We start from the raw sequence: 17,378 nt of genomic DNA on the forward strand, positions 1-17,378 counted from the left end.
TCGCGGCTTACGCCGCTCCCACAGAAAGCGAAGCCAATCCGAATCGAAGCCAGCGCGGTAGCCGAAGGTCGCGGTCGCGGCTCACGCCGCTCCTACCCCAAGGCGGGTGGCAAGAGAAAGTGGCGCGCACGCGCAGCGGGCGGAAGCTGTTGCTTAAGAACGAAACCAACGCAGCAAACGGAATTCGCAATCGCGGCTCACGCCGCTCCCACAGAAAGCAGAAAGCGAAGCCAAGCCGAATCGAAGCCAGCGCGGCAGCCGAGGGTCGCGGTCGCGGCTCACGCCGCTCCTACCCCAAGGCGGATGGCAAGAGAAAGTGGCACGCACGCGCAGCGGGCGGAAGCTGTTGCTTAAGAACGAAACCAACGCAGCAAACGGAATCCGCGATTGCGGCTTACGCCGCTCCCACAGGAAGCAGGAAGCAGACCCGGAGCGAAACCCCGCCAGCAGACGGAGTTCGCGGTCGCGGCTCACGCCGCTCCTACCCCAAAGCCGAGGCCCGGAGCGCCAGCGCCACCCTCGGTCACATCTACCGCCTACGCGCGTCCCGGTCCAGGCACCCCAGCCCGAACCCGCCATGACGACCCCTTCTCTACTCGCCTGCGCCTGCCTCGCCCTCTCCGCCGTCCTCGACGCCCTCGGCCCGCTGAGCGCCGCCGCGATCGCCGCCGCACTCGCTATCCTGGGCGCGCTCGACGGCCGCCCGACCGTCGCCGACCTGCACGCCTGCCTGAGCTGCCTGCATTGAACGCCACCCTGCCCACCGCCGACGCCCTGCTCACCAGCATCGACGCCGACCTGCACGCCGCGGCTGCGGGCGATCGTGCCGCGTATTCGCGCATCGTCGCGTCCTGCCAGAACTCGGTCACGGCGATCGCCCTGGCGATCGTGCGCGACGTGCCGGCCAGCGAGGACATCGCGCAGGAGGCCTTTCTCAGCGCCTGGCAGAACCTGCGCCGGCTGCAGAGCCCGTCCAGCTTCCTGCCCTGGTTGCGCCAGATCACCCGCAACCTCGCCCGCGACCATCTGCGCAGCCAGCGCCGCGCGCCGCGCGGCGTGGACGATGTCGACGCCGCGATCGAAGCCGCGGCCGATCCGCATCCCAACCCCTGCGAGCAACTGCTCGACGACGAACGCCAGACCATGGCCGTGGAACTGATCTCGGCCCTGCCCGACGACAGCCGCGAAGTGCTGTTGCTGTACTACCGCGAAGGCCAGAGCTCGCAACAGGTCGCGACCCTGCTCGGGCTCAGCGACGCGGCGGTGCGCAAGCGCCTGTCGCGTGCGCGCGCCACGGTGCGCGCGGAGCTGCTGGCGCGGTTCGGCCGCTTCGCCCTCGACAGCGCGCCCTCGGTCGCGTTCACCAGCATGGTCGCGACCGCGCTGGCGATCGCCAGCCCGCCGGCCGCCGCGGCCGGCCTGCTCGGCGCCGGCGCGGCCGCCGGCGCCAAGACCCTGGGCCAGGTCGTGCTGGGCGCGGCCGGCAGCATCGCCTTCGCGATGGTGGCCGCGTTCGCCGGCATCTACCTGAGCCTGCGCAAGCAGCTCAAGGGCGCGATCGACGACGCCGAGCGCACCGCCCTGATCCGCAGCGCGGTGATCTGCGCGCTGGTCTCGATCGGCTTCGTCGTGGCGCTGCTGCTGGCGAGCCACTACACCCGCGGCTGGCTCGGGCCGACCGTGGCGACCCTGGTCTTCATGACCGTGGTCCTATGGCAGACCGCGGTCGTGCAGCCGCGCATCCTGCGCCGCCGGCACGCGCAGGAAGCGCAGCGCGATCCGGCCGCGGCGATGCGGCGGCGGCGATGCGAGCGCATCCAGTCCTGGATCGGCGTGGTGGTCGGCATAGGCTGCGGCCTGGGCGGGTTGATCTTCGGCCTGATCGAATCCGGCCGGCTCTAACGCCGCTCCACCACGGTCGCCGGCATGGAGGCGCCGCGCAAAAAAAACCCGTGCCGCTGGACGCGGCACGGGAATCTGGAGGGGCAAACCTTCCATTACTGCTGGGTACCGCGGGTGCAACGCAAAACGGTGGTGCGAACGGCCAGGCTTCAGCGATGCGGGCCGTGGCGCAGGTCGTCGCGGGTCAGGTAGCCGTCGCGGTCCTCATCCATGAAAGCGAAGGCCTTGGCCAGGTACGGCATCTTCTCGCCGACCTCGACCTTGCTCAGCTTGCCGTCGTGGTTGAGGTCGGCCTCGGCGAAGCGCTGGTCGAAGCGCTTGGCGCGCTCGGCTTCGCGCTGCGGGCGCTCGCGCTCGTGGAAGGCCCGCAGTTCGCTGCGCACCACGTAGCCGTCGCGGTTGCTGTCGATCTGGGCGAACTGGTCGCCGATCATCGGCAGCTTGGCGGCCTCGGCCTTGCTGATGCGGCCGTCGCCGTCGAGGTCGGCGGAGATCAGCCCGCCCATGCCGCCGCGGTGGCCGCGCTCGCCGCCTTTACCGCCGTGGCCGTGCCGGGACGGGCGCTCGTCGGCGCTGAGGCGGCCGTCGCCGTTCTTGTCGAGGGCGTCGAATTTCTCGGCCAGACGCGGCATCGCGGCGGCTTCGCTGCGATCGATCGCGCCGTCCTTGTTGCTGTCCAGCGACGGGCGCGCCGGACGGCCGGTACCCGGGTCCTGCGGCGCGGCCAGCGCGGCGCCGGCGACAGCGGCCGCCAGCGCGGCGACCAGCAAGGTAGAACGTTTCATTGCGGTGGCTCCTGCTTGAGCGCCGGGCGGCGCCGATGCAGTGGTCAACGCCCCGGCCCGCGCTCGGTTGACACGACCTGCACCGGAACATGAACGAAAAGACCACGCGCGGCGGCCCCGCGACGGCGCTATGCTCACGTTATGGGCACCCAACCGCAGCCTGAAAGCGAGGACCTGCGCCTGTTCCACACCGGCGAGCACGCCTGCGGCTATTGGCCGGAGCGCGTCGCCCGCGACCTGGTGCTGGACCCGCGCGATCCGCGCCTGCGCAACTGGTACCCGCACGCCCTGGGCTGGGGATTCCGCCGCTCCGGCGACATCGTCTACCGCCCGCACTGCGCCGGTTGCCGCGCCTGCGTGGCGGTGCGCATCCCGGTCGACCGTTTCCAGCCCGACCGCAGCCAACGCCGCTGCCTGGCGCGCAACACCGACGTCGAAATGCGCGTGCGCCCCGCCGAACGCAGCGAAGAACACCTGGCGCTGTACCGCCGTTATCTGGCCGCACGCCATGCCGGCGGCGGCATGGACGGCCACGGCGCGGCGGAGTTCGACCAATTCCTGATCGGCAGCTGGAGCGAAGGCCGCTTCCTGGAACTGCGCGAGCATCGCCGCCTGCTCGCGGTCGCGGTCACCGACGTGGTCGAGACCGCGCTGTCGGCGGTCTATACCTTCTACGAACCCGACGAGGCCGATCGCGGCCTGGGCACGCTGGCGGTCCTGCGCCAGCTCGAATGGGCCAAGCGCGAACGCCGCGAACACCTGTACCTGGGTTACTGGATCGCCGGCCACCCGAAGATGGACTACAAGCGCCGCTATCGCCCGCTGGAAGGCTTCGACGGCCACGAGTGGCGCGACCTGGACGCGCACGACTTCATCAGGCTGTAACCGCGTTCCTTTACATAGGCATGGAATTCGGCATAGGCGCGCGCTCAGCGGCGTCGGCCGGATGCGACGCGGCGACGGATCCCGCGCCCCTCGACTTGCTGCGAGCCATCGCCATGAATGCCCGACCCTGGAACCTGGCCGCCACCGCGGCCGCTACTGTGCTGATCGCCGCCTGCTCGTCCGCCAGCGGCAGCGGCGGCAAAATCGACGACGCGATCGGCGTCGTGCAGTGCGACGAATACCTGGCCAAAGTCGCGACCTGCATCAACGAAAAAGTCCCCGAAGCCCGGCGCCTGCAACTGCGCACCGACGTGTCCGCCGAATACGCGACATGGAAGGAGGCGACCGCCAACCCGACCCATCGCGCCGCGCTGCCGCAGGCCTGCGCAATCGCACAGGAACAGGCCAAGGACGAATACGCGCGCTACGGCTGCGCGATGTGATCGCGACGGCCGGCGCGAGCAGCACGATCACGCATCAATGTCGGTCGCCGATGTCCGCACGACAGCCGTATGCGCTCGCGGTCGACATGCCGATTGTCCCCTCGACATCGGGCGGTCGCGCATGGCGGCTTTACGAGTCGCTAACACAGAGTCCTGCCGACTCGTGTACCTAGTGGCCCGTCGTCTTCGCACGACCGAATCGGCACTGTGTTTGGCATGGAGCCGCCGCCTACCACTCTTATGGGGATATTTAATGAAGCACACCGCTCTGATTCTTGCCGCCGCCATCACCCTGGCGCTGGCCGCCTGCACCAAGCCGGCCGACAAGCCGGCCGATACCGCCGCACCCGCGGCCACCACCGAAACCCCGGCCGCCGCCGATCCGGCCGCAGCACCCGCCGCTGACACTGCCGCCGCCCCGGCCGCTGCCGATGCCGCTGCTCCGGTCGCCGCCGCCGACAGCGTCGGCATCCCCGAGTGCGACGACTACCTGACCAAGGTCTCCGCCTGCCTGGCCGACAAGGTGCCGGCCGAGCAGCGTGCGATGTTCCAGACCGGCCTGGATTCCAGCCGCACCGCGTGGAAGCAGGCGGCCGCGAATCCGGCTTCCAAGGCTTCGCTGGCCCAGGCCTGCTCGACCGCGCTGGCCCAGTCCAAGACCCAGTTCAGCGCGTTCGGCTGCACCCTGTAAGACCAGTTGCATCGCTCGACCCGACGCCCCGGTTCGCCGGGGCGTTTTTTTTCGGCCGATTGTTTGCGGCCGATTCTTTGTCGCCGCCCGCCGCGTGCGCGGCCGACTCCGGCCATCGGCCAGGCGCGGCAAACGGCCTGTCACCGCCCGCGCACGCGCGCATGCCATCATGCGCGCCATGCGCAACCGACACCCTGCTCTGATCTCCCTCGTCCTGCTCGCCGCGTTCGCCGCCGGCTGCGTGCGCGTCCAGGTCCACGGCGATCCCAAGGCGGCCGAACCCATGAGCCCAACCGCCACGCTGCGCGTCGCGACCTACAACACCTCGCTTTACGACGACGCCGACGGCGGCCTGGTGCGCCGCCTCGAAGCCGACGACGCCGGCGCGCGCAAGATCGCCGCCGTGCTGCAGCGCGCACGCCCGGACGTGGTCCTGCTCAACGAATTCGACTACGACGCCGACGGCCGCGCCGCCGACCTGTTCCAGCAGCGCTATCTCGAAGTCGCCCAGCACGGCGGCGAACCCTTGCGCTACCCCTACCGCTACCTCGCGCCGGTCAACACCGGCGTGCCCAGCGGCCTGGACCTGGACCACGACGGCCGCATCGGCGGCGACGGCCGCGCCCGCGGCAACGATGCCTGGGGCTACGGCCTGCACCCGGGCCAGTACGGCATGCTGGTGCTGTCGCGCTATCCGATCGACAGTGCCCAGGTGCGCAGCTTCCAACTGCTGAAGTGGAGCGCGTTGCCCGGCGCGCGCGAGCCGCGCGATCCCGCCAGCGGCTCGCCCTGGTACCCGGCGCCGATCTGGTCGCAGCTGCGGCTGTCGTCGAAATCGCATTGGGACGTGCCGGTGCGCACGCCGCTGGGCCTGATCCATGTACTGGCCTCGCATCCGACCCCACCGGTGTTCGACGGCCCCGAGGACCGCAACGGCGCGCGCAACCATGACGAGATCAGGCTTTGGGCGGAATACCTGTCGCCCGGCGACAAGCCCTGGCTGTGCGACGACCGCGGCCGCTGCGGCGGCCTGCCCAGCGACGCCGCGTTCGTGATCCTGGGCGACATGAACGCCGATCCCATCGATGGCGACGGCGCGCGCGGCGCGATCGCGCAGTTGCTGGAACACCCGCGCGTCGATGCCAGCCACGTGCCGCGCAGCGACGGCGCCCCGCAGCGCGCGGCCGACTACGGCCTACCGCGCAAGGGCGATACCGCCACGCATACCGGCGATTTCGGGCCCAAGGCCGGGACATTGCGATTGGACTACGTGCTGCCTTCGCGCGAATTGGGCCTACGCGATTCCGGCGTGTTCTGGCCGGCACGCGAAAGCGCCGATGCCGCGATCGCAGACGGCAGCGATCATCATCTGGTTTGGGTCGATCTGGGCGTGCGTTGATTTCCACGCGCACTGCGACGCGCGTGAGCGCTTGCGCCGGGAATAGCGGCTCGGTCGGCGGATCTCGCTGAAGCAACGGGATCCTCACCTGCAAGCAGATGACGACTAAGACCACGCGGGTCGCCGCGGCCGCGGTCGTGGTTGCGCCTTATGGCAGTGGCCGTTGCCGTTGCGGTTGCCGTTGCCGTTGCCGTTGCCGTTGCCGTTGCCGTTGCCGTTGCCGTTGCCGCGGCATTGAAACCCATTGAGCCGCACCACGACGAGCAACCGTAGACCCGAAGGGCGGCGCGCAGGACGCGCGCCGTTTTTCGAGGAACAGGATGTTCCTTCGAAAAATCACCGCGCAAGCTCCGAACCCGCAAGGGAGGGTTGTCAAGGTAAGCCCTTCTCTTTGGTTACCTTCTCTTGGGCTAGCAAGAGAAAGTGACCCGCAYGCGCAGCRGGCGGAAGCTGTTGCTTAAGAACGAAACCAACGCAGCAAACGGAATTCGCGATCGCGGCTTACGCCGCTCCCACAGGAAGCAGACCCGGAGCGAAACCCCGCCAACAGACGGAGGTCGCGGTCGCGGCTTACGCCGCTCCTACCCCAAAGCGAGTGACAAGAGAAAGTGGCACGCAAGCGAAGCCGATCCGGAGCGAAACTCAGGCAGCAGACGAAGTTCGCGGTCGCGGCTTACGCCGCTCCTACCCCAAAGCCGGCGCGGGCCGCAGATTGATTCGCTAGCGCAACCCTCGCAACTCCCACCGCGTCGGCATCACCCCGCCGGCTTCGGCTTCGCCGAGCCAGCATCCGCCTCCGCAGGCACTGGCGCCGCCATCGGCGCAGGAGCAGCAGGCGCCGGCGCCGGCGTGGGCACCTCTGCAGGAGCGACCGGCGCCGGCGCCGGCGTAGCGGGTGCAGGCGCGGGCGCAGCGGGTGCAGGCGTCGCCACCGGCACCACCACCGCCGCTGCAGCATACGGCGCATGCTCCGTCCGCGGCCCGAAGCCGAACGCCTCGTCGCTGCGCGCCGACACGATCATGCGCACCATGCTGGTCGGCACCATCAGTTCCAGCGACACCGGCCGACCTTCGCTGGTCTGCATCTCCAGGGTCATTTCGATCAGCGCTCCCGCCGTGTCGATTTCGCGGCACAGCACGTGCGGCCCGGCCGGACCGTCCAGCAGATAGGGCCGGATCGCCTCACCCAGGGCTTCCAGCGCCTGCGGGAATAGGAATACAGCGTAGCCTCGGGATTCTTCCATTGCCGATCCCCCTGTCAGGATCTTTGTTTCGATTGAGGATGGATGCGCTCAGCGCAGTTCGATGTCCAGTGCCGAGGCCGCGCGCCGCGCTTGTTCGCGGGCGCCGTCGATGTCCTCGCCCAGGGCCAGGGTCACCGCGACCCGGCGCTGGCCTTCCACGCGCGGTTTGCCGAACAGGCGCAACTGGGTGTCGGCCTGGCTCAGCGCGGCGTCGACGCCGTTGAACACCGGCACGCCGTGGCCCTGCGCCAGCACTGCGCAGGACGCGGACGGACCGTGTTCGCGTATCGTCGGAATCGGCAGGCCGAGGATCGCGCGCGCGTGCAGCGCGAACTCGCTCAGGTCCTGCGAGACCAGGGTCACCAGGCCGGTGTCGTGCGGGCGCGGCGAGACTTCGCTGAACCAGACCTCGTCGCCCTTCACGAACAGCTCGACGCCGAACACGCCCCAGCCGCCGAGATCGTCGGTGATGCCGCGCGCGATGCCCTGCGCTCGCGCCAGGGCGCGGGTCGACATCGCCTGCGGCTGCCAGCTTTCGCGGTAGTCGCCGTCGCGCTGCAGATGGCCGATCGGTGCGCAGAAGGTGGTGCCGCCGACGTGACGCACCGTCAGCAGGGTGATCTCGTAATCGAAGTCGATGAAACCCTCGACGATGACCCGGCCGGCGCCGGCGCGGCCGCCGGTCTGGGCGTAGTCCCAGGCCTTGTCGACATCGTCGGCGCTGCGCACCAGGCTCTGGCCCTTGCCCGAGGACGACATCACCGGCTTGACCACGCACGGCAGGCCGATCGCGGCGACGGCGCTGCGGTAGTCGTCGAGCGTGTCGACGAAACGATAGGGCGAGGTCGGCAGGCCCAGGGTTTCCGCGGCCAGGCGGCGGATGCCCTCGCGATCCATGGTCAGGCGCGCGGCGCGCGCGGTCGGTATCACCCGGGTGTGGGTGCCGCGCTCGGCGAACTCCTGCTCCAGCTCGACCAGGGTCTGGGTGTGGATGGCCTCGATCTCCGGCACGATCAGGTGCGGCCGCTCGGCCGCGATCAGGGCGCGCACGGCCTGGCCGTCGAGCATGTCGAGCACGTGGCTGCGATGCGCGACCTGCATCGCCGGCGCATCGGCGTAGCGATCGGCGGCGATCACTTCCACCCCGAAGCGCTGCAGTTCGATCGCCACCTCTTTGCCGAGTTCGCCCGAACCGAGCAGCAGCACGCGGAAGGCGTGCGGGGACAAAGGCGTACCGAGCGTGATCATGCGCGTTCCTGGAGTGGGGCCGTAGGCTGACGCTAGTCTAACTTTCCGCACGTCCCAGCGGGTCCGGACCTATGTCGGCATGCGCGCTGCATGCGATGCTGTGGGCATGCCGCGTTCCGTGCCGCTACCGCTGCGCGCCGTCGTTCTTGCCGCCGCGCTAGCCGCGGTGGGCGCTTGCGCGCGCCATGAAGCCGGCGAACCCGGCAGCGAGCTCAGCGGCATGCTGATCGACAGCCAGCTCGACGAGATCAGCGGCCTGGCCGCCTCGCGCCGGCACCCCGGCGTGCTGTGGATGATCGACGACGGCGGCAACCCCGAGCGCCTGTTCGCGGTCTCCGACGACGGCGAGCGGCTGGCCACGTTCCGGATCGAGGGCGTGACCAAGACCGACTGGGAAGACATCGCCGCGTTCCGCCTGGACGGCCGCAACTATCTGCTGATCGCCGATACCGGCGACAACGGCGGCCTGCGCCGCAGCCTGCAGCTGCACGTGGTCGAGGAACCGGCCACGCTCGAAAACGCGCGACTGCGCCCGGCCTGGTCGATCGCGTTCCGCTGGCCCGACGGCGCGCGCGACTGCGAGGCCGTCGCGGTCGACGCCGCCAACGGCCGCATCCTGCTGATCTCGAAAAAGCGCCAGCCGCCGGAGCTGTTCACCCTGCCGCTGCGCCCGGCCGACACCGGCCTGCTCACCGCGCACCGCAGCGGCGCCCTGGCCGGGGTGCCGCAGCCCAGCGAGGAGGCGCTCAAGCGCAAGCCGCGCACCGCGCGCCTGCAGAGCCAGGTCACCGCCGCCGACGTCTCGACCGATGGCCGCACCCTGGCGGTGATGACCTACCGCTACCTGCTGCTGTACCCGCGCCGCAGCGGCCAAAGCTGGGGCGCGGCGGTCGCCGAGCCGCCCAAGATCACCGCCCTGCCCTGGCTGCCGCAGGCCGAAGCCCTGGGCTGGGCCACCGACGGCCGCAGCCTGTACGCGACCGGCGAGTTCGTCCCGGCGCCGCTGTACCGAATCACGCCCTGAGCCCTGCCGGTTCGGCCTGCGGCTAGGCGCCGGCACGCCCGACCCGATCTGACCCACCCGCGATCCCAGGCCGCTGTCTGGCCTGCGCAGCGCGCCGGGGCGCCCTAAAAACGCCATCGGGCCAGGTCCGCGGCGTCCCAGCCCCCGAGGCAGCGCCGCGAACGATCTACCGTCCGTCCGAAATATCTTGCGACGACTGATATCATTTTGATATCAATACCTCGAACTCAACCAGGACCCGAGAACGCGCCATGAAAGAGAACCCGACCCGTTCCCTGCCCGGTATTCCGATCCTGCTGCTCCTGCTGCTGGTCGGCGCCTTCGTGTTCTGGCTGTTCGTCGGCGGCCTGGCGGCCAAGTCCGACCTGCAGATCGGCGCCGCGATCCTGATCGGCATCCTGGCCTTCTTCAGCCTGACCGGTCTGTACAAGGTCGAGCCCAACCAGGCCGCGGTGCTGAGCCTGTTCGGCAAGTACATCGGCACGGTCAAGGACAACGGCCTGCGCTGGAACAACCCCTTCTTCGCCCAGAAGAAGATCAGCCAGCGCGTGCGCAACTTCGAGAGCGGCAAGCTCAAGGTCAACGAGCTCGACGGCAGTCCGATCGAGATCGCCGCGGTGATCGTCTGGCAGGTGGTCGATTCGGCCGAAGCGGTCTACAACGTCGACGACTACGAGAGCTTCGTCCACATCCAGTCCGAGTCGGCGCTGCGCGCGATGGCCACCAGCTATCCCTACGACCAGCACGAGGAAGGCCAGCTCGCCCTGCGCAGCCACGCCGCCGAGATTTCCCAGCACCTCAAGGACGAACTCGCCGAGCGCCTGGCCGATGCCGGCGTGCAGGTGGTCGACGCGCGCATCAGCCACCTCGCCTACGCCCCGGAAATCGCCCAGGCCATGCTGCAGCGCCAGCAGGCCAACGCGGTGATCGCCGCACGCACGCGCATCGTCGCCGGCGCGGTCGGCATGGTCGAGATGGCGCTGGAGGAACTGCAGAAACACGGCACCGTGCAGTTGGACGAAGAACGCAAGGCGCAGATGGTCAGCAACCTGCTGATCGTGCTGTGCTCGGATCACCGCGGTGTGCAGCCGGTCGTCAACACCGGCACGCTCTACTGAACCGTGGCCGAGAAGAAAGCCTACCCGCTGCGCATCAACGCCGAAGTGCTGGCCGCGGCGCAGCGCTGGGCCGACGACGAGCTGCGCTCGCTCAACGCACAGATCGAATACGCCCTGCGCGATGCCCTGCGCAAGGCCGGTCGCCTGCCCGACCGGACCACTCCACCCAGCACGGATGAAAACGAACCATGAGCCACACGCAATGGAACTACCTGCTCAGCGAAATCGGCCTGCAACTGTTCGGCCCTTCGGCCGCCGATCGCATCCGCGAGGAACTCGGCAAGCGCGGCGCGCAGGGCTGGGAGCTGGTCACGGTGGCCTACGATTCCAACAGTTCGACCCATCGGCTGTACTTCAAGAAGCCGGCCTGAACGCAGGCGCCGAACCTTCGCCAGCCCCAACCGGGAGCCCCTCATGCTGCACATCATCAAGCTGATCGAACGCCGCTATCCGCGCCAGGGCGATGCCCGTCCGACGCCTGCGGCCCGGCTGGCCACGGTCGCGCTGCTGGCGCTGTCCGCGGCCGCGCTGATGGCCGGCGTCGTGCTGCAGCTGCGCTGACATGCGCAGCTACGCCGTCTCCGCGCCTGGCCGGCGCGCCCTGCTGGTGCCGGCGATTTCGCTGGGCCTGGCGGTGCTCGGCATCGCGTTCGCGCTGCTGCGCGCACGCGAGGATCCGAGCGTCGTCCAGCTGCTGTGGATCGCGGTGCCGACGCTGGTGCTGGTCGGCGGCCTGATCTGGCTCGGCGCGCGCCGGCGTGCGGTCGAACTCGAAGCCGGCCAGCTCACCGTCAAGGCCGGACCGCACACCTGCCGGGTGCAGATCGCGGCGCTGGACCTGGAGCGCGCGCGCATCGTCAACCTCGACGAACACACCGGCCTGCGCCCCTCGATCAAGACTCTCGGCACCTCCCTGCCCGGCTACCAGGCCGGCTGGTTCCGCATGCGCGACCGCTGGCGCAAGGCCTTCTATCTGCTGACCCAGCGCCGGCGCGTGCTGTGGCTGCCTGAGCGCGGCGACGGCCCCTCGCTGCTGCTGTCGCTGGAGCAGCCGCAAGCCCTGCTCGATGCGCTCAACGACGTAGCGCGACGCCGCCGCTCCCGCTAACCTGCGCGTATGCGCGGCGTCATTCCCGTACTGATCAACACGCCCGAGATCGAACTCTGGCCGGCCGGCCTGCTGCGTGCGCGCAGCAACCACGACGCCCGCGCCCTGGCGCGCGCGCGCCACGTGCTGCGGCGCAAGCGCGACGGCCAGTACCTCGCCGCCGACCTGCCGGAGGGGCTGCTGCCGCTGGTGCAGCGGCTGCGCCACGAACCCGGTCTCGAACAAGCCCTGGACGCGCTGGAACACGCTGCGACGCCACGCCGCGCCGGCCTGGAACGGGTCCGCGAACTGCCGCTGGACCGGCTCGAAGAACGCCTGCACGCGCTCGGACTGGACCACGGCTACGGCGAACGCACCGGCCTGAGCCTGGTCGCCGAACCCGACCGCCTCGCCTTCGCCGGCCACGACCGCTACCGCCGCCCGCTGTGGCTGCATCCGCTGGCCGCGCGCGCCTGGACCCACCTGCACGCAGCCGCGTTGCGCGACGGCGTGGTGCTGGAGGCCATCTCCGGCTATCGCAGCCACGACTACCAACTCGGCATCTTCGAACGCAAACTCGCGCGCGGCCTGGACGTCGAACAGATCCTCACCGTCAACGCCGCGCCCGGCTACAGCGAACACCACTCCGGCCTGGCCCTGGACATCGGCGCGCCCGACCAGCCGCCGGCCGAGGAATCCTTCGAAAGCACCGCCGCCTTCGCTTGGCTGCGGGCCCAGGCCGGCGGCTATGGCTTCGCGATGAGCTATCCCCGCGACAACCCGCACGGCATCGTCTACGAGCCCTGGCACTGGCGCTACGCGGCGCCCTGACCGCCCGCGACGGCGGAGCCACGCTAGGATGGCCGGACCGCGCCACGCGCCGTTCTGGAGCTTCGTCTTGATCACCTGCTACCTGCGCTACGTGCTGGATCCGGCCAAGCTGGCCGAGTTCGAAACCTATGCGCGCATGTGGATCCCGCTGGTCGAGCGCCTGGGCGGCAAGCACCACGGCTATTTCCTGCCCGGCGAAGGCCGCAGCAATATCGCCCTGGCGCTGTTCTCGTTCCCGTCGCTGGCGGCCTACGAAACCTACCGGACCCAGGCCGCAGGCGATCCCGAATGCCAGGCCGCGATGCGCTACTACGAAGACACGCGCTGCTTCCTGAGCTACGAGCGCAGCTTCTTCCGCCCGGTGATGGAGTAAGCGCGACGTGAGCGCCGCGCCGCAGGTGCGCCTGCTCGGCCGCGACGAGATCGCGGTGCTGGAACGGGTCGCGGCGGACGTGTTCGACCAGCCGATCGACCCGCGCTGGGCCGGCGAGTTCTTCGCCGATCCGCGCCATCACCTGGCGGTCGCCTTGCTCGACGGCGAGGTCGTCGGCATGGCCTCGGCGCTGCATTACGTGCATCCCGACAAGCCGCCGACGCTGTGGATCAACGAAGTCGGCGTGACCGCCGCGCTGCGGCGCCGCGGCATCGCCAGGCAGCTGATGGCCGCCTTGCTCGTGCACGGCCGGGCCCTGGGCTGCAGCGAGGCCTGGGTCGCCACCGAGTTCGACAACACCGCCGCACGCGGCCTGTACGCGGCGCTGGGCGGCCAGGAGGCGCCGATGCTGGCCATCGCCCTGCCGCTGGACGGCACCGACTGAAAACGCCGGCCGCCGATGCCCTTTACCCCGATCCACCTCGGCCCCGGTCTCGCGTTCAAGGTCATCGGCGGCCGCCGCTTCAGCTTCATGGTGTTCGGCGGCGCGCAGGTGCTGATGGATATCGAGCCCTTGCTCGGCATCCTGCGCGGCTGGCCGGTGCTGCACGGGCCCACGCATACGGTGTGGGGCGCGCTGCCGATCGGGCTGCTCGCCGGCGCGATCGGGCGGCCGATCAGCGCCGCCTGCCTGCGCTGGCTGCGCATCCCGCACGCGCCGTTCACCTGGCCGGCCTCGTTCGCGGGCGCCCTGCTCGGCGCCTATTCGCATGTGCTGCTGGACGCGATCATGCACTCCGACCTGCAACCCGTCTGGCCGCTGTCGCCGGCCAATCCCCTGTTGCGCTGGATCTCGGTGGACCAGCTGCACCTGGCCTGCGTGGCGCTGGGCCTGTTCGGCGTCGCGGCCATCGTCCTGCGCGCGGCCTGGAACCGGCTGGAGTAACCCGCCGCGCACGCGGCATGGGCCGGCCCGGTTCGGGCACAATGCGCCGAACCCGCTTCGCCCGCCAGGATCCGGCATGAAATTCCAGCAGGACGAAAACCAGTACGACGAGTGGCAGGCCTATTTCAGCTACGAACTGCTGCGCGCGATCAAAGAGCGTCTGGAGCAGGCGGCGCTGCCGTCGCAGCAGGTGCGCGAGCTGACCACCGCGATCGGCTTCGACCTCGCCTGCCTGATCGACGCCAGCGCGCCGTTCGAGGTCGAAGGCACCACGATCACGCCGGTGCTGACCTTCTCGGCCGAGCCGGACCTGCTGTTGCACCAAGGCGCACCTTCGGACCTGCACGAGTACGTGCACGGCAACGCCGACGAACTGTTCGGCGAATGAGCGCCGTGCCGATTCCATGACGCCGCGCACCCTGGCCGAAGGCCACGCCCAGCCCGACAACAACTTCAACCTGATCCGCCTGTTCGCGGCCTGGCTGGTGATCTACGGCCACAGCTATGCGGTCACCGCCAGCGGCGGCCAGGACCTGCTGCTGCAGCTGGTGCAGATCAAGTTCGCCGGCGGCATCGCGGTCGACATGTTCTTCGTGATCAGCGGCTTCCTGATCGCCGCGAGCCTGGAACGCAATCGCCTGCCCAGCTACCTGGCCGCGCGCGCGCTGCGCATCTTCCCGGCGCTGATCGTCTGCGTGGCACTGACGGTGCTGGTGCTCGGTCCGCTACTGACCACGGCCGCGGACTACTGGAGTTCGCCGCAGGTCTGGAACTATCTGCGCGCGAACGCCCTACTCGCCCGCGAAACCCAATACTTCCTGCCCGGCGTGTTCGAGACCCTGCCCAGCCACGCCATCAACGGCTCGCTGTGGTCGTTGCCGATCGAAGTGCGCCTGTACCTGTGGCTGGCGCTGATCGGGCTGCTGCGGCTGTTGCCGCGCAATCGCTTCAACCTGCTGTGCCTGGCGCTGCTGATCGCCGGCATCGTGAAGTACGGTGGCGAGGCGCTGAAGCCGGAGAAGATCAACTGGCTGTACTGCACCGCCTACTTCCTGACCGGCAGCCTGGCCTGGGTCAACCGCGAGCGCGTGCCGCTGCGCTGGTGGCTGCTGGCGCTGGTGCTGGTGCTGGCGGCGCTGCTGCGCGGCAGCAGTTACTACTACCTGGGCTATTTCGTCGCCCTGAGCTACACCACCCTGTTCCTGGCCTTCGTGCCGCGGCTGCCGCAGATCCGCCGCACCGATCTGTCCTACGGCCTCTACCTCTACGGCTGGCCCTCACAGCAGTTGGTGCAGTACTTCGCGCCCAGCACCGGCCCCTTGATGAACACCTTGTGGGCGACCCTGATCGCGGCAACGCTCGCGGCCCTGTCCTGGTTCCTGGTCGAACGTCCGGCGCTGCGGCTGAAATCGCGCTTCGGCACCCGCACCGACCCGCACGCGCCGGTGGTCGTCGCCGACGCGGCGGCGGCGGGGCCCGCAGCCGTGAGCCTGCGCAGCGAATGAGCGACGCGCACGACGATGCGGTGCTCGCGGCCTGGCGCAGCAATGCCGCGCCATGGACCCGCGCCGTACGCAGCGGCGGCATCGAAAGCCGGCGCCTGATCACCGACCGCGCGATCGTCGAGGCGGTATTGCGGCAACGGCCGCGCGAGGCCCTGGACCTGGGCTGCGGCGAAGGCTGGCTGGCGCGCGCACTGAGCGCGCACGGCATCGACGTTACCGGCGTCGACGCGATCGCCGAACTGGTCGAAGCCGCCCGTGCGGCCGGCGCCGGCGAGCGCTACCTGAACTTGTCCTATGCGCAGATCGCGCAAGGCGCGCTCGATGCGCGCTACGACGTCGCGGTCTGCAATTTCTCGCTGATCGGCGAGTACGACGTCGAAGCCCTGGTGGGCGCACTACCCGCGCTGCTAGGCGAGGACGGCCGCGCGATCGTGCAGACCCTGCATCCGCTGGCCGCCGGTGCCGAGCTGCCTTATGCCGATGGCTGGCGCGCGGGTTCCTGGGCCGGTTGCGACGGCGACTTCGCCGATCCGGCGCCCTGGTACTTCCGCACCCTGGGCGGCTGGTTCGCCCTGCTCGAGCGCTGCGGCCTGCGCGTCGTCGAACTGGAAGAACCGACCCACCCGCGTACCGGCCAGCCGGCGTCGCTGATCCTGATCGCGCAAGCGAAGCGCGGGGTTCCGTAGAGGCGCTGAGCGCCGCGGACCGCGACGCGGCCCGGGGCCTTGGTTGCGAGGTTTTCGTGTTGGGCGAGATGCGGTTCGCAGCGGTCACCGCATGCCGCTCGTGCCGATCGCGTACTGCCTCAATCCTGCGAACGCTTGGTCTCGGTCTTGCTCGGAGTCGCCAGGTCGGCGATGCGCCACAGATACAGGCTGGCGTAGGTGCGGTACGGTCCCCAGCGCTCGCCGGTTTCGGCAAGCTGCTTCGGCGTCGGCATCGCGTCGAGCTTGTCCACCGCTTGCGCGCCCTTGCGGATGCCCAGGTCGTCGACCGGCAGCACGTCCGCGCGCCCGAGCCGGAACATCAACATCATTTCGACCGTCCAGCGGCCGATCCCGCGCACCGGCACCAGCGCCGCGACGATGGCGTCGTTGTCCATCACGCTCATGCGGCGCAGGTCGGGAATCTCGCCGCGCGATTCGCGCGCGGCCAGATCGCGCAGCGCCAGCAGCTTGTTGCCCGACACGCCGCAGGCGCGGATCGCGGCATCGTCGCAACGGGCCAGGGTGTCGCAATGGAAACGGTCGCTGGCGATCGCGGCTTCGACCCGCCCGACTATCGTCGCCGCGGCCTTGCCGCTGAGCTGCTGGTAGAGGATCGCGCGCGCCAGCGCGTCGACCGGATCGAAGGACTTGCGCCAACGCGGGTCGGGTCCGAGCGTGCCGACTTTCTTCATCCAGGCGCCGAGCTTGCGGTCGCGCTTGGCGAGGTGGGCGTAGGCGGCCTGGGTATCGAAGCCGCGGGCATGGCGTGGCATCGTCAGCGCCTCGCGGCGTCGGCTGCGTACAGCAGCCAGGCCAGGATCATCAGGCTGCCGCCGAACGGCAGCATACGGGTGGTGGTGCCGAAGAAATACGCCGAGGCCAGACCGCCGGCGAACAGCAGCACGCCGATCAGCAATGCGGCCAGTGCGATCCGCGCCAGCCGGCGCGCGGCCCCGGGCGCGAGCGCAGCCAAGGCGATGCCATGGCCGAACGCGAACAATGCGGCCATCTGCAGGCGCGATTGCGCGGTCGGATCGGCGACGTGCGCGGCGTAGGCCGACAGCGCGACCGAGAGCGCGGCGAGCACCGCACCGGCGGCGGCCAGCGCGCGCGTGAAAGGAAGAGAGGTGGAATTGGACGGCGTCATGCGTGGGGTGTCCGCTCGTGCGTGTCGGCACGATAGCAGGCGG

24 protein-coding genes are annotated in these 17,378 nt (G+C 69.8%); 19 read left to right on the forward strand and 5 right to left on the reverse strand.

Features of this window, described 5'->3' with window-relative positions:
• The first annotated feature begins 577 nt into the window (after positions 1-577).
• Together ASE10_RS20355 and ASE10_RS20820 are read left to right on the forward strand one after the other, a co-directional pair.
• Positions 578-748, forward strand: a complete 171-nt coding sequence (locus tag ASE10_RS20355; protein ID WP_157480988.1) for a hypothetical protein — start codon at positions 578-580, stop codon at positions 746-748.
• Positions 745-1,902, forward strand: coding sequence for a sigma-70 family RNA polymerase sigma factor (locus tag ASE10_RS20820; RefSeq protein ID WP_055900927.1), 1,158 nt, complete (start codon positions 745-747; stop codon positions 1,900-1,902). Before ASE10_RS20355 ends, ASE10_RS20820 begins: the two co-directional genes overlap by 4 nt.
• A 149-nt stretch (positions 1,903-2,051) precedes the next feature.
• Here ASE10_RS20820 and ASE10_RS16525 read toward each other — a convergent pair whose 3' ends face one another.
• Complete coding sequence (locus tag ASE10_RS16525; protein WP_157480989.1) at positions 2,052-2,687, reverse strand: EF-hand domain-containing protein; 636 nt, start codon at positions 2,685-2,687, stop codon at positions 2,052-2,054.
• Between the two features lie 141 nt (positions 2,688-2,828).
• Between ASE10_RS16525 and ASE10_RS16530 the strand changes: the two genes are divergently transcribed.
• The 4 genes from ASE10_RS16530 (at position 2,829) to ASE10_RS16545 (ending at position 6,105) form a co-directional block, all read left to right on the forward strand.
• Entirely contained in the window at positions 2,829-3,572 is a 744-nt protein-coding gene (locus ASE10_RS16530; protein WP_055900930.1) for an arginyltransferase, read from the forward strand.
• A gap of 113 nt (positions 3,573-3,685) precedes the next feature.
• Positions 3,686-4,015, forward strand: coding sequence for a hypothetical protein (locus ASE10_RS16535; protein WP_056306801.1), 330 nt, complete (start codon positions 3,686-3,688; stop codon positions 4,013-4,015).
• A 253-nt stretch (positions 4,016-4,268) separates the two neighbouring features.
• Positions 4,269-4,706 carry a hypothetical protein gene (locus ASE10_RS19760; protein ID WP_082559562.1) on the forward strand — a complete coding sequence of 146 codons (438 nt, stop codon included), beginning with the start codon at positions 4,269-4,271 and terminating at the stop codon, positions 4,704-4,706.
• Positions 4,707-4,884: 178 nt separating this feature from the next.
• Complete coding sequence (locus tag ASE10_RS16545; RefSeq protein WP_082559585.1) at positions 4,885-6,105, forward strand: endonuclease/exonuclease/phosphatase family protein; 1,221 nt, start codon at positions 4,885-4,887, stop codon at positions 6,103-6,105.
• A gap of 755 nt (positions 6,106-6,860) precedes the next feature.
• On the opposite strand, the gene ASE10_RS20825 is transcribed toward ASE10_RS16545, so the two are convergent.
• Both ASE10_RS20825 and purT read right to left on the reverse strand, forming a co-directional pair.
• Positions 6,861-7,349, reverse strand: coding sequence for a hypothetical protein (locus ASE10_RS20825; RefSeq protein WP_056305758.1), 489 nt, complete (start codon positions 7,347-7,349; stop codon positions 6,861-6,863).
• 48 nt (positions 7,350-7,397) lie between these two features.
• Positions 7,398-8,597, reverse strand: a complete 1,200-nt coding sequence (gene purT, locus ASE10_RS16555) for a formate-dependent phosphoribosylglycinamide formyltransferase (RefSeq protein ID WP_055900940.1) — start codon at positions 8,595-8,597, stop codon at positions 7,398-7,400.
• Positions 8,598-8,703: 106 nt separating this feature from the next.
• Here purT and ASE10_RS16560 point away from each other — a divergent pair, with 106 nt between their 5' ends.
• The 13 genes from ASE10_RS16560 (at position 8,704) to ASE10_RS16615 (ending at position 16,167) form a co-directional block, all read left to right on the forward strand.
• Positions 8,704-9,621, forward strand: coding sequence for a hypothetical protein (locus ASE10_RS16560; RefSeq protein ID WP_055900943.1), 918 nt, complete (start codon positions 8,704-8,706; stop codon positions 9,619-9,621).
• A gap of 251 nt (positions 9,622-9,872) precedes the next feature.
• Entirely contained in the window at positions 9,873-10,739 is an 867-nt protein-coding gene (locus ASE10_RS16565; RefSeq protein ID WP_055900946.1) for an SPFH domain-containing protein, read from the forward strand.
• A 3-nt stretch (positions 10,740-10,742) separates the two neighbouring features.
• Complete coding sequence (locus tag ASE10_RS16570; RefSeq protein WP_055900949.1) at positions 10,743-10,931, forward strand: hypothetical protein; 189 nt, start codon at positions 10,743-10,745, stop codon at positions 10,929-10,931.
• Positions 10,928-11,110: a hypothetical protein gene (locus tag ASE10_RS16575; RefSeq protein WP_055900953.1), complete on the forward strand. Its 183-nt coding sequence runs from the start codon at positions 10,928-10,930 to the stop codon at positions 11,108-11,110. Before ASE10_RS16570 ends, ASE10_RS16575 begins: the two co-directional genes overlap by 4 nt.
• A 43-nt stretch (positions 11,111-11,153) precedes the next feature.
• On the forward strand, positions 11,154-11,300 hold the full coding sequence (locus tag ASE10_RS20370) for a hypothetical protein (RefSeq protein WP_156087832.1): 147 nt from the start codon (positions 11,154-11,156) through the stop codon (positions 11,298-11,300).
• Between the two features lies 1 nt (position 11,301).
• Positions 11,302-11,847 carry a hypothetical protein gene (locus ASE10_RS16580; RefSeq protein WP_055900955.1) on the forward strand — a complete coding sequence of 182 codons (546 nt, stop codon included), beginning with the start codon at positions 11,302-11,304 and terminating at the stop codon, positions 11,845-11,847.
• 9 nt (positions 11,848-11,856) lie between these two features.
• The gene (locus ASE10_RS16585) at positions 11,857-12,657 is read left to right on the forward strand and encodes a M15 family metallopeptidase (RefSeq protein ID WP_055900958.1); all 801 of its coding nucleotides are present in this window, start codon (positions 11,857-11,859) and stop codon (positions 12,655-12,657) included.
• 28 nt (positions 12,658-12,685) lie between these two features.
• Positions 12,686-13,030: an NIPSNAP family protein gene (locus ASE10_RS16590; RefSeq protein ID WP_235565779.1), complete on the forward strand. Its 345-nt coding sequence runs from the start codon at positions 12,686-12,688 to the stop codon at positions 13,028-13,030.
• A 7-nt stretch (positions 13,031-13,037) separates the two neighbouring features.
• Positions 13,038-13,475: a GNAT family N-acetyltransferase gene (locus ASE10_RS16595; RefSeq protein WP_200945820.1), complete on the forward strand. Its 438-nt coding sequence runs from the start codon at positions 13,038-13,040 to the stop codon at positions 13,473-13,475.
• A gap of 15 nt (positions 13,476-13,490) precedes the next feature.
• Positions 13,491-13,976: a hypothetical protein gene (locus tag ASE10_RS16600; RefSeq protein WP_055900961.1), complete on the forward strand. Its 486-nt coding sequence runs from the start codon at positions 13,491-13,493 to the stop codon at positions 13,974-13,976.
• Between the two features lie 76 nt (positions 13,977-14,052).
• A complete protein-coding gene (locus tag ASE10_RS16605) occupies positions 14,053-14,364 on the forward strand; it encodes a hypothetical protein (RefSeq protein WP_055900964.1) in 312 nt (103 codons plus the stop codon).
• Positions 14,365-14,380: 16 nt separating this feature from the next.
• Positions 14,381-15,481: an acyltransferase gene (locus ASE10_RS16610; protein WP_055900967.1), complete on the forward strand. Its 1,101-nt coding sequence runs from the start codon at positions 14,381-14,383 to the stop codon at positions 15,479-15,481.
• Positions 15,478-16,167, forward strand: a complete 690-nt coding sequence (locus ASE10_RS16615; protein ID WP_055900970.1) for a methyltransferase domain-containing protein — start codon at positions 15,478-15,480, stop codon at positions 16,165-16,167. Before ASE10_RS16610 ends, ASE10_RS16615 begins: the two co-directional genes overlap by 4 nt.
• A 119-nt stretch (positions 16,168-16,286) precedes the next feature.
• Here the strand turns inward: ASE10_RS16615 and ASE10_RS16620 are convergent, their stop codons facing one another.
• Entirely contained in the window at positions 16,287-16,961 is a 675-nt protein-coding gene (locus tag ASE10_RS16620; protein ID WP_055900973.1) for a DNA-3-methyladenine glycosylase, read from the reverse strand.
• Positions 16,962-16,963: 2 nt separating this feature from the next.
• Positions 16,964-17,335 carry a DUF423 domain-containing protein gene (locus ASE10_RS16625; RefSeq protein WP_055900976.1) on the reverse strand — a complete coding sequence of 124 codons (372 nt, stop codon included), beginning with the start codon at positions 17,333-17,335 and terminating at the stop codon, positions 16,964-16,966.
• Between the last annotated feature and the right edge of the window lie 43 nt (positions 17,336-17,378).

Origin of the sequence: Lysobacter sp. Root76 (genome assembly GCF_001428685.1) — a bacterium.
Lineage (GTDB): Bacteria > Pseudomonadota > Gammaproteobacteria > Xanthomonadales > Xanthomonadaceae > Lysobacter.

What these genes read in the sequence shown, in the direction of transcription:
- ASE10_RS16545 (WP_082559585.1), top strand. Translation starts at nt 4,885, where the DNA reads ATGCGCAACCGACACCCTGCTCTGATCTCCCTCGTCCTGCTCGCCGCG.
- ASE10_RS16525 (WP_157480989.1), bottom strand. Translation starts at nt 2,687, where the DNA reads ATGAAACGTTCTACCTTGCTGGTCGCCGCGCTGGCGGCCGCTGTCGCC.
- ASE10_RS16560 (WP_055900943.1), top strand. Translation starts at nt 8,704, where the DNA reads ATGCCGCGTTCCGTGCCGCTACCGCTGCGCGCCGTCGTTCTTGCCGCC.
- ASE10_RS16625 (WP_055900976.1), bottom strand. Translation starts at nt 17,335, where the DNA reads ATGACGCCGTCCAATTCCACCTCTCTTCCTTTCACGCGCGCGCTGGCC.
- ASE10_RS16565 (WP_055900946.1), top strand. Translation starts at nt 9,873, where the DNA reads ATGAAAGAGAACCCGACCCGTTCCCTGCCCGGTATTCCGATCCTGCTG.
- ASE10_RS20355 (WP_157480988.1), top strand. Translation starts at nt 578, where the DNA reads ATGACGACCCCTTCTCTACTCGCCTGCGCCTGCCTCGCCCTCTCCGCC.
- ASE10_RS16620 (WP_055900973.1), bottom strand. Translation starts at nt 16,961, where the DNA reads ATGCCACGCCATGCCCGCGGCTTCGATACCCAGGCCGCCTACGCCCAC.
- ASE10_RS16535 (WP_056306801.1), top strand. Translation starts at nt 3,686, where the DNA reads ATGAATGCCCGACCCTGGAACCTGGCCGCCACCGCGGCCGCTACTGTG.
- ASE10_RS16610 (WP_055900967.1), top strand. Translation starts at nt 14,381, where the DNA reads ATGACGCCGCGCACCCTGGCCGAAGGCCACGCCCAGCCCGACAACAAC.
- ASE10_RS16600 (WP_055900961.1), top strand. Translation starts at nt 13,491, where the DNA reads ATGCCCTTTACCCCGATCCACCTCGGCCCCGGTCTCGCGTTCAAGGTC.
- ASE10_RS20825 (WP_056305758.1), bottom strand. Translation starts at nt 7,349, where the DNA reads ATGGAAGAATCCCGAGGCTACGCTGTATTCCTATTCCCGCAGGCGCTG.
- ASE10_RS20370 (WP_156087832.1), top strand. Translation starts at nt 11,154, where the DNA reads ATGCTGCACATCATCAAGCTGATCGAACGCCGCTATCCGCGCCAGGGC.
- ASE10_RS16615 (WP_055900970.1), top strand. Translation starts at nt 15,478, where the DNA reads ATGAGCGACGCGCACGACGATGCGGTGCTCGCGGCCTGGCGCAGCAAT.
- ASE10_RS16575 (WP_055900953.1), top strand. Translation starts at nt 10,928, where the DNA reads ATGAGCCACACGCAATGGAACTACCTGCTCAGCGAAATCGGCCTGCAA.
- purT (WP_055900940.1), bottom strand. Translation starts at nt 8,597, where the DNA reads ATGATCACGCTCGGTACGCCTTTGTCCCCGCACGCCTTCCGCGTGCTG.
- ASE10_RS16585 (WP_055900958.1), top strand. Translation starts at nt 11,857, where the DNA reads ATGCGCGGCGTCATTCCCGTACTGATCAACACGCCCGAGATCGAACTC.
- ASE10_RS16580 (WP_055900955.1), top strand. Translation starts at nt 11,302, where the DNA reads ATGCGCAGCTACGCCGTCTCCGCGCCTGGCCGGCGCGCCCTGCTGGTG.
- ASE10_RS19760 (WP_082559562.1), top strand. Translation starts at nt 4,269, where the DNA reads ATGAAGCACACCGCTCTGATTCTTGCCGCCGCCATCACCCTGGCGCTG.
- ASE10_RS16605 (WP_055900964.1), top strand. Translation starts at nt 14,053, where the DNA reads ATGAAATTCCAGCAGGACGAAAACCAGTACGACGAGTGGCAGGCCTAT.
- ASE10_RS16590 (WP_235565779.1), top strand. Translation starts at nt 12,686, where the DNA reads ATGGCCGGACCGCGCCACGCGCCGTTCTGGAGCTTCGTCTTGATCACC.
- ASE10_RS16530 (WP_055900930.1), top strand. Translation starts at nt 2,829, where the DNA reads ATGGGCACCCAACCGCAGCCTGAAAGCGAGGACCTGCGCCTGTTCCAC.